The 15,458-nt window shown below is 47.9% G+C and carries 8 protein-coding genes and 1 pseudogene; 6 read left to right on the top strand and 3 right to left on the bottom strand.

Annotation, left to right across the window (positions count from 1 at the left end):
• Positions 1-210 precede the first annotated feature (210 nt).
• From BZK42_RS26165 to malI, 3 genes and pseudogenes are all read left to right on the top strand, one after another.
• Positions 211-866 (top strand): annotated as a pseudogene (locus BZK42_RS26165) (IS1595 family transposase).
• Between the two features lie 746 nt (positions 867-1,612).
• Entirely contained in the window at positions 1,613-3,112 is a 1,500-nt protein-coding gene (locus tag BZK42_RS26175; protein ID WP_080860971.1) for a PTS transporter subunit EIIC, read from the top strand.
• An 80-nt stretch (positions 3,113-3,192) separates the two neighbouring features.
• On the top strand, positions 3,193-4,209 hold the full coding sequence (malI, locus tag BZK42_RS26180; RefSeq protein ID WP_080860976.1) for a Mal regulon transcriptional regulator MalI: 1,017 nt from the start codon (positions 3,193-3,195) through the stop codon (positions 4,207-4,209).
• A 552-nt stretch (positions 4,210-4,761) separates the two neighbouring features.
• Here the strand turns inward: malI and BZK42_RS26185 are convergent.
• Positions 4,762-5,841, bottom strand: coding sequence for a hypothetical protein (locus BZK42_RS26185; protein ID WP_080860978.1), 1,080 nt, complete (start codon positions 5,839-5,841; stop codon positions 4,762-4,764).
• Between the two features lie 307 nt (positions 5,842-6,148).
• Positions 6,149-6,394 carry a DNA-binding protein gene (locus BZK42_RS29525; protein ID WP_080860980.1) on the bottom strand — a complete coding sequence of 82 codons (246 nt, stop codon included), beginning with the start codon at positions 6,392-6,394 and terminating at the stop codon, positions 6,149-6,151.
• 764 nt (positions 6,395-7,158) lie between these two features.
• On the opposite strand from BZK42_RS29525, the gene BZK42_RS26200 reads away from it, so the two are divergent.
• The 3 genes from BZK42_RS26200 (at position 7,159) to BZK42_RS26210 (ending at position 14,317) form a co-directional block, all read left to right on the top strand.
• On the top strand, positions 7,159-7,803 hold the full coding sequence (locus BZK42_RS26200) for a phage integrase N-terminal domain-containing protein (protein WP_158083392.1): 645 nt from the start codon (positions 7,159-7,161) through the stop codon (positions 7,801-7,803).
• Positions 7,804-8,285: 482 nt separating this feature from the next.
• Positions 8,286-13,190 (top strand): autotransporter outer membrane beta-barrel domain-containing protein, encoded by a 4,905-nt coding sequence (locus BZK42_RS26205; RefSeq protein WP_080860985.1) that lies wholly within the window; start codon positions 8,286-8,288, stop codon positions 13,188-13,190.
• 338 nt (positions 13,191-13,528) lie between these two features.
• Entirely contained in the window at positions 13,529-14,317 is a 789-nt protein-coding gene (locus BZK42_RS26210) for a hypothetical protein (protein WP_080860986.1), read from the top strand.
• Positions 14,318-14,511: 194 nt separating this feature from the next.
• Here BZK42_RS26210 and BZK42_RS26215 read toward each other — a convergent pair whose 3' ends face one another.
• Positions 14,512-14,874 carry an AMP-binding protein gene (locus BZK42_RS26215; protein WP_217125027.1) on the bottom strand — a complete coding sequence of 121 codons (363 nt, stop codon included), beginning with the start codon at positions 14,872-14,874 and terminating at the stop codon, positions 14,512-14,514.
• Positions 14,875-15,458: the final 584 nt, after the last annotated feature.

Here is a 15,458-nt window from a genome sequence, read left to right on the forward strand (position 1 = left end):
TAAGCCCAGCTCCTGACACGGAGCGTCAGGTCTGGTGCTGTGCCATATCTGTGTCAGGTCAAATCTGAGCTAATAAACTTTATGCTAATACACTTTATGCCATTTCCCTATAAGAATGGTGAGTTGTTCCTGGATAACAGCGCGTGTCCTGAACGGGAGCAGCAAACATAGGGGCTGTCCTAGATAACTAAGATCATCTAGGATAGTTCCATGAGAAAAAGCAGACTCAGTCAGTACAAACAGGAACGGTTATTTGAGCTGTTTATTGCAGGCTCCACAGCTCGTATTGCCGCAGAGCTGGTTGGTGTCCACAGGAACACTGCCGCTTACTATTTTCACCGGCTCAGAGTGCTGATAGCCGAGCATGTTGACAAGCACTCCTGGTTTGATGGAGAGATTGAACTGGACGAAAGTTATTTTGGTGGACATCGTAAAGGTCAACGAGGCAGAGGTGCTGCTGAAAAGTGCCAGTTTTCGGGCTTCTCAAGCGTGGTGGCAAGGTTTATACCAAGGTGATTCCCGATGCTAAATCGCGGACATTACTACCGATAATTGAGTCAAAAATTTACCCTGACAGCATCGTCTACACTGATAATTTCGCCAGCTACGATGTACTGGATGTGAGCGATTTTAAGCATTACAGAATCAACCACAGCACTCAGTTTGTCGACAAAAAAGACAGGCAAAATCACATCAATGGTATTGAGAATTTCTGGAACCAGGCGAAGCGTCATATGCGTAAATTTAACGGTATTCCGAAGGCTCATTTTGAGTTGTATCTGAAGGAATGTGAGTGGCGATTTAACACACCAAATGCAAAGCAGCAATTAATTATTCTAAAACAGATAGTTAAAGGTAAAATTTAAACCTTATCTAGGACAGCCCCCAAACATATATAGTCTTACTGTGCAGTCATACCACTTCGCCGCTGCAACTGTAAGATAATCATGACACCGTACTCCGATCCGTGAACGGGTCTGGTGCTCTGTTTAATGGCTATAACTATTGTGTCAATCTGGTCGCTTTTCAGTGAGTGTTTTTCCGGCTCGCCACTGGTTTTATCAGTAAATATGGGTTAATTACTGGCTGGATCGATATTCCAGACAGGGAGCATAGGGGCGAATGACGGTACGGTAATAACAAAATAATTATCCAGAACCCTTGCCAGAGCTTCCGGGGCTACATGCCCGGATTATACGGGATGCCGAAGTCGGATCTGCCGGATTCACAGAATCCCCCGAATGAACACTGTACCTGCAGTGAAGAAAAATAGGTGCTCTCCTGTTCTGGTATGCCGTAATTTAAAATACTCATGGTCGCTTTTGACAATACGTGGGGCACGGAAAATAAATATTAAAAATAATTCGTGAATCCGGAGGGGATTATCCTTCTTGCCCTTTGCCATGGAAGAACGGTAATATCTTTTATCCATATAAAAAATCGGGTTAATGCCGATCAACTTCAAATAATTAACCTTCATTCTTTTCTGAATATGCAATTTAAGTTGCAGGCGGGATAATTTTGTTTCATGTTTAGTAGAACGTTCTACTATAACGTTATATTCACAGGTATAACCTTTAATTTATATGTTTTTTTATACAGGGGAATCAGTATGAGTCTGATATCAGGTCTTGTTAAGTCGTTGTCAAAACTATCGATGATTGGCCGCGCATTAATGCTGCCTATCTCATTACTGCCGGCGGCAGGCCTGCTACTGGCTTTTGGCGATAAATTTCATCTGCCGTTAATGATGAATGCCGGTGGTGTTATATTTGATAATTTACCGATGCTTTTCGCCATTGGTTCGGCGGTTGGTCTGGCATCGGAATCCGGTATTGCCGCGCTTTCGGCAGCGGTGTCGGTGTTCGTCACCAATATCACCATCAGCACCGTGCTCGGGATAACGCCGGAGATGGCCTCTCAGGGCGGAAAGTACGCCATGGTTGTAGGTATTCCAACCTTGCAGATGGGCGTGTTTGGTGGGCTTATCTGTGGGATCCTCGCCGCGTGGTGCTATAACCGCTTCCATGCAATGCAGTTGCCGGAGTTTCTCGGATTCTTCTCCGGTAAACGTTTTGTCGCTATTGCTACTGCCATGTTGTCGTTCATCATGGGTCTGCTGTTGCCTTATATCTGGCAGCATATTCAGGCAGGTATCGATGCACTTTCTGTCGTGGTCAACGGGGATAACCAGGCGGCTTCAACCTTTATTTTCGGCCTGGTGGAACGTGCGCTCATCCCGCTCGGTTTACATCATATCTGGTATCCGTCGTTCTGGTACTCTTTCGGTGACTACACCACCCAGACGGGCCAGGTTATCCACGGTGATCAGACTATCTGGTTCAAAATGCTGGAAGAAGGCGTGAAATCCTTCAGCAGCGATACCTACCAGAATGCCGGTAAGTTTATGCAGGGTGAATTCCCGCTGATGCTGTTCGCCCTTCCGGCGGCGTGTCTGGCGATGTATCACGAAGCACACAGCAAAAACAAAAAGATTGCCGCCGGTATTCTGTTCTCCGCAGCGTTGACCTGCTTTTTAACCGGGATAACCGAGCCGGTGGAGTTTACCTTCATTTTCGTGGCCCCGATCCTCTACGTCTTTAACGCCATCATGGCCGGTCTGGCGTACATGAGTATGTACCTGCTGCATGCGCATATCGCCAAGTCGTTTTCTGCCGGATTCATCGATTACCTGTCGTTCGGGATCCTGCCGTCGTTCAACGGCTATCAGACGAACTTCCTTAGCGCGGTAATTATCGGGATCCCGATGGCGTTGATCTACTACTTCGCCTTCCGCTACGTGATCCGCCGTTTGGACGTGAAAACACCGGGCCGTACCGACGTGACCACCACGGCCGAAGGGAAAACCGACACTGAAATCGCCACTGAAATTATTGGCCTGCTGGGCGGTGCGAAGAATATCGACTCCGTTGGCTCCTGCATTACCCGTCTGCGTCTTGAGGTGGCAAAAGGAGATATGGTCGATAAAGATGGGCTGAACGCCGTAGGTGCACGCGGCGTCGTCTTCGTGGGTGACAAGGGAATTCAGGTGATATTTGGTGCGCGTGCACAATTTATCGCACAAACCATGTCGACAATGATCGGTAAATAGTCAGAATAGGCCTGACGTCTCCTGCTCCTGCGGGGGACGTTAATTATCTGACTGATAGTGGGGCGTTTTAGGGAGTAGATTTGAAGAAAGTCAGCATTATTGATGTGGCGCAGCGGGCAGGTGTTTCGGTTTCCACGGTTTCTCTGGTTCTTCGCCAGAAAGGGAAGATTTCCACCGCAACTATCGGTAAAGTCCATGCGGCAATTGAAACACTGGGTTATGTGCATAACGTGGCAGCCGCCAACCTGCGTTCCAGCACTTCCAATCTGATAGGTCTTATCCTGCGAGATTTCAGTGACAGCTTTTCCATTAAAGTGATGGCCAGTGTGGTTCAGGAACTTGAAAAGCTTGGATACATGGTGTTTATCAGCCAGCCTCTGAATGAGGAGGAACATCTGGAACGTTGTCTGTTGTCGTTTAAGCAACAGGGTGTTGCTGGAATGATTTATCTGGCTGCAGACTCCACCATTTCATGTTTGCCGGAAAAGATTCGTCAGTGTTCGCTTCCCCGGGTTGTTATATCACAATCACCGGTTGATGATAGCGGGGACCTGGTCATTCGTGATAACCGTCAGGCGGCAAGTCTTGCTGTGCGTTATCTGATTGAGAAAGGGCACCGTAACATTGCCTATATTGGTGGTGGGGCTAACGACTTAATTCGTCAGCAGAGACTGTCAGGATTTCACTCTGTACTGAAGCAGTACGGAATGGCCTGGCGTGAAGAATTAACGCCCTCCTGTAACGATGACACCAGTTCAGCAGCAGTTATTACTCGTCAGTTACTGGAGAAAAATAACACCATCACAGCTCTTCTTTGCCATTCACCGGAAGTAATGATTGGTTGCACTACAGGTATTCACCAGGTCGGGCGAACAGTGGGTAAAGACGTATTTCTGACACAGCAGGTGGCGCTGGTTGGTTTCGAGGATATAGTCTGCATGAATCTGACATCTCCGTCGTTTACCTGCGTTTCATCAGCCAGTGAAGAAACCGGACGTCAGGCGGCAACACTGATAATTCGCAAACTGAAAGAACCTGGGATGCAGCCGCAAAAAATCACATTATCGGGGAGCCTGTTAGTACGGGAATCTGCGTAGTTTCCAGCTCCTGATGTTATCAGACCTGTATTTTATTTCTGAAGGCGACAAGAACACAGTGAATCCTGGTATTATTGACAGAATGTATCGATACGCAATGGAGTGGGGCGGACTATAAGAATGAAATCAGTCCCCGTTGTGAGGAAAAACAGGTGCTCCCCGATACCGTTATGGCGGCACGTTTTGTGTGGAGAATAGTGGTCATGGCCACTTCCGGCATACGTGCAGGCAGGAAAATTTTCAAGCCACTAAAAATACAATACCCATACTTTCACCCCGTTGATAACTACAGATGAAAATGATTATCGTTTTCTGGCCCCATTTTTTCAGCGACGGTTGATGGGGCTGACATTGCTCACATAACTTTTATTATTCCAGTTTGTTTCCCCGGTCTCTTCCCGGAGCCGGGGACCTTTTTAACGGGGGAGAGTCACGTGAACCCACTGGTTTCTATGTTTTCCTCGTTAGCGGCATCCGTTATGGGCGGAATATGGTTTGCCTGGATGCAGGAACTGAATGGACTGGCTATCTTCTGACATTACCGTGTCGGGTTTATTTCTTAAAACTGATGATAACCGGGATATTTTTCAGCGTAAAATCTGCAGCTCTCTCTGTATAAGGCGCGCTGTTCCAGCTCCAGTGCTGGATAAAGGTGATGGTTACATCATAATTCCCTTCATAACCGCCCCCGACTGACCTGATTTTTTGGTCTGACACTGGAGCAAAACTCACTTTTTGTACAGCCCGTTCAATTCTCGCTTTGCCAAAGTCACCGTAGCCTTTTCCGTCAGTGCCGGTGTACATACCCGCAAGTGCGTCAATCTGATAGTTTTTCAGCGAGTGTTTTACTGGCTCGTCACTGGCTTCATCTGTAAACATGGGCTGGTTACTGGCTGGATCTATATTCCAGACAGGAAACAAGGTTGTGGAGAATGATGGTGCGGTAATATCAAAATAATTATCCAGCACTTTCGCCAGAACTTCCGGGGTAACATGTCCGGGTTTATGACCTTTAACAGTGATATGTACCGGCGTTTTGGTTGCCATAATAGTGGACTGATCCACACGGCGATAATCAGTGAGTTTAACTTTTGTCATCCCGTCCAGTACTAGCTGATCGACATTCTGTTCCCCCATCGTTGTTCCGGGTTTCGCCGTGAGCGTAAAGCGAACCGGCAACCCGACAACAGGGAACTGTTTTGAGTCAGGGGCCAGATCGGTAAGCACATCCTGAGAACCTGGCTGCATGCTAATCACCACGTTATCCAGATTAACAAGGTCACTCTCTTTCAGTCCCTTATCTGCCGGCAGAATTTTATTCACAGCCGACACGAATTTTGTGACATCAGTCAGATGATTAGCGACATCAATACCCAGATTATGCTGTAGTGCCACAACGACAGAACTCTTGCGAACCCGCAGGCCGGCACGGGTGGTTGTGTTTTCATTACCGTCATTTTCATACGAGGGTAATGCGCCCTTAAACGCGCCTCCGGTGGCAGCACTCAGGGCATCGTCGGTGGTGATGTCGGAAAGCGGTTTAAATGCCAGCTCCGTTGCGGCCATACTCCCGGTTGCAACAGCCATTCCGGATACCAGTAAAGTGAGCGCAGCAATTTTTTTAAATGTCATGTCATTCCCCTGCAGGTAAGTGTAAGTACAGAAGTCTCTGATGATTAACACCCCCGGAGCTAACTATCAGCAGTTATATTCAGTCAATAATGAATACAGCTATCGTTATGATAGTTATATCAGTTATCACGGTGAAAGCCTGACTTACCATGAACAATCCCGGGCTCTCTGAAGCGTGTAGACAAAAGTATTCCGTTTTTATGGCGCAGGGGTTGATACTGAATAATGATGCGTATCCGCAACCACACCTCACTGCCGGTGTGGTCTTACAGGGGGGAAGTGTCATGGGGATACCGGCTTCCGCGGACTACTGAGCAGGAGCGGTTTTCTGTTTAATGGCCGCCACAATTTCCTGGTGACAGAGTGTGACAGCCTGAAGTTCCCCGCGCAGTGAGGCCATCTGCTCCCTGATGGTGGTGAAACTGCCGCCACCCAGTTTTTTCCGCATCCGGGCCAGGGTGGGGTTCTGCCCCTCCTGGTCGAGCTCGGCGGCGGCTCCGACATACCGGAACCCAAAAAAGCCCGGTACACACAGACTGGGCGAAAAGTACATCGGTAACAAAAGAGTACTACCATATGGATGACAACTATCCTTGTATGTAATAACAGTGTGGTGGTTAGCTACCAGCACATGAGGCGGAGTGAGTCAGTAACTATCCTTAAGGCTACGACCTTCGGTGTCAGCTAAAAACCTCCGCTTCACCTTTCACGCCAGCATTAACATTGAACGGTTGGCATTCGAATCGATCATGATTTGGCATGCCTCTCCGATCGTGGTTTGGATAGTTAGCCGTCGTGACCGTGCAGGTATTCATCAATTACAGCGAGCAGAATAACAATAAACGCGAAGATAAAGCCAATCCCGAGTAGTATAAGTGCAAATTTACTCATGAGCCCACCAAAAAAAGAGGGGCGTCGGATAACAGCCCCGAACAATAAATACCAATAGAAAATATCTATTTTTACATGCATGATTTTTATTTCACATGCTGTTACTACAGATCAAGCGAAAAAGTGTGCAGATGTTATGGGGAGGGTGTGACGCCCGACAACGTGAAAGATTACTTGGAAACACGTTGGGTCGTGTATTCGGGCGCCACCATTTATTTATGACAGAATCAGTGGCGAACCACAAATAAAGACGCTGGTTTTTGAACGGACATCAAAAATAACGATTCATTAGAATAACCATAGCAGAAACAAGAAGCATCACAGCAATACAAACCAATCCGTATGAAGAAATCACGTAGTCAGTTCCATTCAAAAAAAGAGGGGCCTACGTTCAAAGCCTCTGAACTGTGCCACGGCGCACGGCATATGAATAAACTGAACCATGAACTGAAAAACCTGTGCAAACGTAACCATGACAGGGAATTTGTCACACAAAATAACCGTCACAACGGACTGCAACTGATAGCAAGCCAGCTACAGGCCGTGGGTTTTCATACACGCGTCATGTCCGTCCATGACCTGAAAGGAAGGCATGTTAACCGCCTGGTGTCATTATGGAAACAACAGGCGTTATCTGATGCCACAATGAAAAACCGCCTCGCCATGCTGCGGTGGTGGGCTGAAAAAATCGGTAATCCGGGAGCCGTAAAAACCAGTGAAGAATATGGTATTAGCAGGTACCACCTGGTGACGAATGAGAGTAAGGCAGAAACGCTGGCGGGGAAAGACCTGTCCACGATTTCACCGTGGGTTGCGCTTTCGCTTCGTCTACAGGAGGCTTTCGGATTACGGCGTGAGGAGTCAATGAAGTTCCGGGTGTCATGGGCGCTGAAAGGCCAGTCACCGGACAGCATCAGCGCCATCAGCCTTAAACCCTCATGGACAAAAGGATCTGCGAATGGTTGCGTATTCTGGCCTGGCGTGACCAGTCATTATCGGAATCACCGTTCATCTTCGCCAGAATACGCAAGTGATGATTGCATTGAACAAATCATGAAAAACATTATTTAATTAAGGAGCAAATGCTGACGACTTAATAAATCATTAACTGTCAGGTAAAAGCTGTTTTATGGACATGTAATGAAAAGAGTATATTGATTTAATTTATTATATCGATCGATACGATCTGTATATTAATTTGATATGGGTATTCTGCATACGCTGGAATCTCCGCTGAAGAGTCAGTCAGTTCCGGGAAATCCTTAAATCAGGATATTAGCCTGTAATGGTTTTTATCTTTGTGTTTTTTGATTGCCCGGCTGTTTTTGTATGGCGAATTTATTAAAGACATCTGCCTTATCTCTGTCTGTGAGATGGAAGGCCTGTTTTTACTCGCCTGAAAAAAAACATAACTGCACGTTGGTCTTCTTTTTGAGTGTTAAGGGAGGATGCCTGTACGGAAGCTGATTGCTCCTTGTTTGTCGGGGTTCGTTTGCTTTTGCACTCTTGCTCATCTTTCTCAACATGTAAAATTGCAGAGGAAATAATTAGATATGGCAGTGGAAAATAAATTTAAACTTAATGTTCTGGCCGCATCAGTACTGATGGGGTTGAGCCTGTCTGCTATGGCAGCGGACAGTAGTGCAAATGCCGTCCAGCCTGCAGCAGAAAGCAAACCTGCTGGTGAAACGGCCACCCCGGCTAAGCCTAAAACTCTTGCAGAAGTTGTGGGTACAGTAAAACCTGAAAATATTGATGTTACCGTGAGTAGCAATGCTATGAAGCTTGATGCTGCTCTGCAGGCTGTCAATGGTGTCGGAAGTGTGTCAGGTGGGGATACCAGTGCTAAAAAAGGTTATGCCGATGCCGTTGTGGCTTATGGCAAGCTTAAACCGGAAGAAGTAAAAAAAATTACTGACTTAAGCAGCAAACAGTCTGCGTTTGACACTGCTTCGGCAGATTTTAAAGCGTTTGGTGATAAAACCAAAGCTGTTAATGACGTATATAACAGCAAGTTAAAGAATCTGTATGGTTCAACAGGTGATGTTGCTGGTCATGCCTGGATAATTACAGAAGGTGATAATGTTAGCGGGGGTACTGCAAAGATTGTACCGAATAAGAGTGTCCCGGACTCAGTCTTTACTGACGTTATTAACAGTATTGAAACGACAAAAAATGCGGTGGTTTCGCTTGAGACACAGGCGATTAAATCAGCCGGGGGTGATACCGCAACCCCTGAGGCAAAAAAAGCTGATGCCGCTCTTAAGGCCTATGCAAACTATCTGGATAAATCCTACAAAGTTATACAGGAGCAACAAAAGCAGGCAGCTGCTGAAAGTTATATTCAGGAAAGGTTGCCGGATTTCCTGACTCTGGTTGAGCGGTACAAGAAAGCTGATGGTAATACAGCTTCTGATAAAGCTGAAAATGCGTCAAAGCTTGACGGTAAATACGATGCGTATATCAAAGCCGTAAACGATTACCGGGACGCTAAAGAGAGCGATAAACCAGGTAAAAAAGCAGCTGTTTATACTGCACTTAATGAACTGGTGACTACCGCTGGTACCGCAACAATTCCTGAGGCTGCTGATAAAGCAAAAGTCAGCGAATTCGCCAAATCTCTTGGAGCCGCTCATACTATCTGGGAGACGGCAGCAGGACAACTGGGTGATACTGGTAATCTGCAATCCGGGCTTGATGCAGCAAAAGACTTGAAAACATTAAAAGATAATTTACCCGAAGACATTGATCTGACCATCGCTGATAATGCGGCAGCATTTTCCGGTGTTGATAAGTACCTGAAAGTGTTGATTGCAGCAGCAGAAAAGAATGGTGTTGAGAAAGAAGCACTGACGGGAGCCATTACTGCCGCCAAAGATGCGAATAAGGTGTTCACAGAAAAACAGGGTAAATATACCGCTGCGCTTGCTGAACTGAATGCTGCCGGAAATGAGCGCCTTGCCCTCGTTCCCGAATGGAAGACGCTGAACGATGCGTGGACTGAAGCGGCTGATGCGTTGAATACTGCGCAGACAGCCTATACCGGTAGCACTGCTGAAAATGCAGTCAATACTCTTGAGGAAAAGAAAAACGCATATATTAAGGTTCTTGGCGATACATCTACGGGTATTCAGACCGCTATTGACAGTGCAGCGAGTGCTTATGCTGCCGCAGTGAAAGAAGGCGGCACTGCGAAAACCCAGCAGGAGAAGAATGCGGCGCTGTACACCCTGATTGGTCAGAAGAAAGCGCTTATTCCTGCAAAACTGCAGATGGATAAAGAGTTGCTTGAGCTTAAGTCTGAGGACGTGGCGGGTCTGCAGAACCAGTTAAGTTCAGCAGAGAAAAACAAAGCCAGCGCTGAAAAATCATACAACGAAGCCGTTAAAGAGTATCTGGCCGCGAAGGAGGTATTCGGTAAAACGAATGCTGTTGCCGATGAAACCGCGGTATCAGTTGCAGCGCAGAAACTGTTTACGCTCACAGGCAAGAGTAACCTGGATGACCTTTATAAGGACTCAGTGAAGGGACAAAAGAGTGGCTTTAAACAGTTTAATGAATTTACTGATGCTCCGGCCATCACTTCCCTGCAGTCGGCCAGAAATGCTTTGTTCACCAGTGGTGGAAATGATATCCAGAATGCCCGTAAGAACGTTGCTGAAGGACTTCACCATCTTGCCAGCCTGATGCCCCTTTCCACGGCTGAAGAGCAGAAGGCGTTCCGCGCAGACTACAACAGTGCGCTGAAAACCGTCAGTACGGCTGCCACCACTGCAGAGGACCAGAGCAGGGTTGCAAATGCTGAAGTCATCACTCACTATCTCGGTGGTCTGAGTACCGACGAAATTTCGCAGTATGACCCGGCTTCCGGTAGCTATAAATCCGTCATCGTTAATGTTGATAAAGACGGTAATGTGACGGGCGTGAAGGATAACTTCACAGGGAAAGACCTGTACACGGGTAGCCAGGACAAACCGTTTACCACCACGGTGCTGAATATTGAAGTTCCGGAACTGGGTAACGGCGCGCTGGCTGACACCAATACAATTACCGTGGGTGAGGCCGGTAGCAAAGCCGCTCCGGTTGATGTGTGGGCGAAAACTGCGGGCGCGAGGCACTCCCTGGATGACAGTTCTCCTTATGTAAGCGCAGAACACGGCCCCGCAGTAAAACTGTCTCAGGAACTGAGAACGGCCACCGCTCAACTGGATGAAAATGGTAATCCAGTGGAGGGGCAGGTTGTCCGTGGTGCTGACCAGATTCATCTGCAGAATGTTAACATCCACAACAGCTTCACGCTTGCTGATAAAGTGCAGATGCTGAAGGATGACGTGGCTGCGCTGAACCAACAGGCTGCGGATAAACTGGCTCTGGGTCAGCCTGCTGACGGTGAGACGGGTGTCAATGCCTGGCTGAAAGGCCAGACTGATTTACTGAACCGTAAATACGACAACCTTAAACTGACCGGCCTGCAGATTGACACCAGAACGGTCAATCCTGTGTTTGATGTTGATAACGGTGTCTGGGCAACGGCGGCTGAAACTGCAATCCCGACAGAAGCTAACATTCTGCTTGATAACCTGAACATCACACTGCACAACGACAGTGTGGCTGGTATATCGACAGCGATTGGCCTTTCCGGAACCGGTAACCACATTCTTGCCAACGGTGGTGTGTTTGATGCCGGCAAAGCAGATAATCTGGCACAGGCATATGTGCTTAACATCACTGGTAAAAATAACCTCATTAATTTTAACAGTTCTGTTCTGAACGGCGATATTAGTTCCGGTGCGACAGGTAACACCGTTAACCTGAACAAAGGCAGTACATTGACGGGGGACGTCTCAGCGACAAATCATGATTACCTTTCACTGAATCTGGATAACAGCACCTGGACTGGTGGCGCAGGTCCGGCCAGCCCGGATGTCAGACTGAGCAACAACTCCGTCTGGAATGTAAAGGGCTATGATTTTAATGCCGACGAGAGTGATTTCCCGGAGTCTTCTGTCCACAGCCTGACCCTGAATGGCAACAACAGGCTTAACCTCGTTTCCTCCACAGGTCTGGCGCAACTGGGTGGCCGTGGTTTTACCGGCAGTAAATATGGTGTCACCCTGAACGTTGACACTGACCTGACCAGTGATGGTAAGGGCGTGTCCTCCGTTCTGGCAGGAACTTATTCTCCGGATAATCTTCACAGCCTGACAAATACCGGCCTTGCAGACGGTTATCAGTTTGGCTCCCTGTATGTGGATGGTCTGGCGAGAGGCGGTAAGTATGCCCTGTCCGTGGAAAGCTCCGGTGCTGAGCCGTACACCATCAGAGGCCGTCTGGCTGATGCTCCTTATGCAACCAGCGCGCATGAGTTTGTGTCATACAAAACGTCTGAAAGCCGCCCTGTTACGGACAAGGATGGCAAAACCACAGTCGCTCAGATTGTTAAATCTGACGCCGACTTCACCAGCCAGAGCGCACCGGCTGAACTGGGTGTGTACCAGTACGCCGCTGAGAAGGTGATTGATGCGGTGAATAACCGTACGAACATCTACTACAGCAGCACCGGTAAGCTGTCCAACAGTGCCGCTACCGTTGTTTCTCTGGCTGCGGCACCGGTTGATGTGGCGAACCTGGAATCAGATACCCTGGCGAAGCACATGAACAGTGTACGTCACGGTAAGGATTCCGGCGTGTGGCTGTCGTACTTCGGCGGTGAAAACCGTAACACCACGGCTGTGGGGCCGGAGTATAAGCTGAAAACTAACGGCGTCATGCTGGGCGTTGACACCCTGACGGAGAACAACTGGCTGGCAGGTGTGGCGGTTTCTTCTGCACGTTCAGAAATGAGCGTAATGAACAGCAGTGGTGACCTGGACAGCTATGGTGCGCAGTTCTACATGTCCCGTCGTTATGACAGCGGCGTGTTTGTGGATGGTGCGCTGCAGTTTAACCACTTCAGCAATACAGCAAAAGCCCGCATGATTAACGGTCAGCAGGCGAAAGCGGACTTCAGCGGTAACAGCTACGGTCTGGAAGCGAAGGTGGGTTACGCCTGGAACAGCGAAGGGTTCTTTGCTGAGCCGTATGTCCGTGCTGCGGCCCGTGCCTTTGACGGTGAGCATTATGCCCTGTCTAACGGTATGACCGTGAACAGCAATGACTATAAGTCGATGCTGGGTGAAGTGGGTGCGGACCTGGGTTACCAGTATGACATCAGTGGCGGTTACGTGAAGCCGTACCTGCACCTGGCTGCGCTGAATGAGTTTGCTGACGGTAACTCTGTCCGCGTGAACAACGTTTCACTGGACAACAGCGTGAAGGGTGCCGCCTTCCAGGCCGGTCTGGGTGCTGAGGTGAAAGTGACGGATAACCTGGGTGGATATGCAGCCTTTGATTACACGAAAGGTGATAACACCGAGCGTCCGTGGCAAGCCACTGTGGGTGTGAACTACACCTGGTAATGGCGGACAGCAACGCAAAACGTAAACCATGAAGTCATAACATCATGGCAGGAGGGAGTCGGTTCTGGCTCCCTCTCATGGTATGGATATTTACGGTGATGAAGAAACCTGAAAGGTCACAGGGAAGATGATGGGCGGATTCATGGCTCATTATTACTGCATAATATTATGATGATTAATTCATTTCTACTGAGTCCGGAATGTTGTTCCGTTAGCGCAGGCTGTGCATAAATAAATATATGAGAAAATAAAAGAATCATGTCTGGCATTAATTATGTTTATCCCGTCTGATATTACGCTCCTTCTTTTCACCGGAGCGAACGGCTAGGGGAGATTTTATGAGAAAGATTTATATTTATGGTTACAACCCGGAAGTTATCGCTGTAATGCGCGAGGGTATAAAAGACTTTCTGTCTGAATCTGTATATTACAGCGAAAATACTGAACCCGCGTTTGGTTATGCCGGTGTTATTCAGAATGCGGTAGAGCTTCTTGAACGGGTTCAGAAATCTCTCCGCCCTCCGGTGGTGTTACTGAGTCTTCAGCCCGGAAGAAATATTCTGTTGATTCAGTCGCTGAGAGAAATTCGTGAAGGGGTGGGAATTGCTGTGTTCAGTCCGGAGATAATGTATCCGGACAGAATTGTGGCCAGGTGGTTTAACTGTACGCTGAATCAGGATACGGATGTGGCTGAGGGCGATATGGGACGATATCTGTTCCATGCGGTGAAAAAGGGTCTTATGAAGTACCACAGACAGACAGACTGTACCCAGGTCGGGCAACTGATACCGGAACTGGCCCGGCGTATAACGGAGACGGTGAAGGAGCTGGATTACATACTGCATATATCGTTGCTGTCGGAGTCGCTGACGAAAAAGGAAAGGACGATGCTGTCGTATATACGGGAAGGAAGGACCGTTGAACAAACTGCGGCGCTGACGAAGTCAGGAAGGATTACCGTGGGGGGATGGTACAGGAATCTGTGTAACCGGCTGACCCTTCAGTGCAACATCGATGTTTTGGCGGAAAACTTCACGTTGTCACCGGAAAGGCAGAACAATCCGTTCAGGATACCGGGCAGCACATTGCAAAGAGGCACCACTCAACAGACAGAAGGTATCTTCTGAATGAAACAGAAAGACAGGTCCGTCAGTGGCCCGGTTAGTCGGATTAGATATACCCTCGGAGCGAAACTGTTTATTGGCGGTCTTTATTTCGGGATGATTTTTCTTGTGGTGCTGCTGATTTACATGATGAAAAATCCTTATTAAGAGAGGGCTGGAGGAGAACCACTGATGGATAAATTTGTTATAAGCGTGAATTAATAATTATAAGCCACTGCAATTTTTTTGCCGCAATGTTGCCTCGTTAGCGGCTTTTTTTCGTAAATAAAAGTCATTATTGTCCATGTGCGAGTTGGTGTTGTGAAATTTTCGACTAAAATGGTTGGCGAGCCGTGCAGAAAGGTAATGTTCTGCTCGCGCAGGGTGTTGATCACCTGCGGGGCGTTGAACCGATGCTGCAGCCAGATGCTCGCGGCGAGGCTAATAAACAGCGCCAGCAGCGCCGACAGGCCGGTGATGTGATACACAGGTACCGCCAGAATGGTACTATCCGCGGCGGTGATGTTCAGTTTTTGCGTATAGGCGTCAATCGCGCAGAGCAGGTTATTGTGCGTGATAATTGCGTATTCCGATGATTCCGGTCAGTGATTCCGGCGATTTCGATCGCGCTTCTCTCGCGAATCGCTGATCGAACTTCGATGCCAATCCGTGATCGAATAGAGCGGAATACGCAGTAAATGCCTGAGGACAAAGGAATGTTTTAATGCTGGCCTTATTCCAGCGAATAACACAAATCAGCAGGTTAAACCGGTTAAAACAAATGCAGTGGTTTTACAGTACAGCAGGGATGATACGCGGACCATCGACTCTCATATCTGCTCTGTAGTGGCAGCCATCGTATGATTCATTTTATGTATGTTGTGGTATCAATAATACTATTACAACATACTACATTAAAAACTTAGCGACGGGTTTCTCCCCCGTAAAACTCCGCCAGAAACAAACACTGTCATACCGGAACCCAGAGCAAAAAAAAAGCCCAGCACACACGAACCGGGCGTAATAAACATCGATAAAAGGAAAATAAGATGAGCACTTCCCACCATATGTTGAACCAGAGCGGGGAGTAACAGAAGTGAAGTGTGGCTCCCCTCAGATTTACGGCATCATAGTGCCCAGGAAAGATGCATTCCGCATCCAGAGA

This window comes from Citrobacter braakii, from assembly GCF_002075345.1.
GTDB classification, from domain to species: Bacteria; Pseudomonadota; Gammaproteobacteria; order Enterobacterales; family Enterobacteriaceae; genus Citrobacter; species Citrobacter braakii.

Bases quoted from the DNA above. Each gene is read 5' to 3' on its own strand.
- BZK42_RS26200 (WP_158083392.1), top strand. From the start codon at position 7,159: ATGAATAAACTGAACCATGAACTGAAAAACCTGTGCAAACGTAACCAT.
- BZK42_RS29525 (WP_080860980.1), bottom strand. From the start codon at position 6,394: ATGTACTTTTCGCCCAGTCTGTGTGTACCGGGCTTTTTTGGGTTCCGG.
- BZK42_RS26205 (WP_080860985.1), top strand. From the start codon at position 8,286: ATGGCAGTGGAAAATAAATTTAAACTTAATGTTCTGGCCGCATCAGTA.
- BZK42_RS26175 (WP_080860971.1), top strand. From the start codon at position 1,613: ATGAGTCTGATATCAGGTCTTGTTAAGTCGTTGTCAAAACTATCGATG.
- BZK42_RS26210 (WP_080860986.1), top strand. From the start codon at position 13,529: ATGAGAAAGATTTATATTTATGGTTACAACCCGGAAGTTATCGCTGTA.
- BZK42_RS26185 (WP_080860978.1), bottom strand. From the start codon at position 5,841: ATGACATTTAAAAAAATTGCTGCGCTCACTTTACTGGTATCCGGAATG.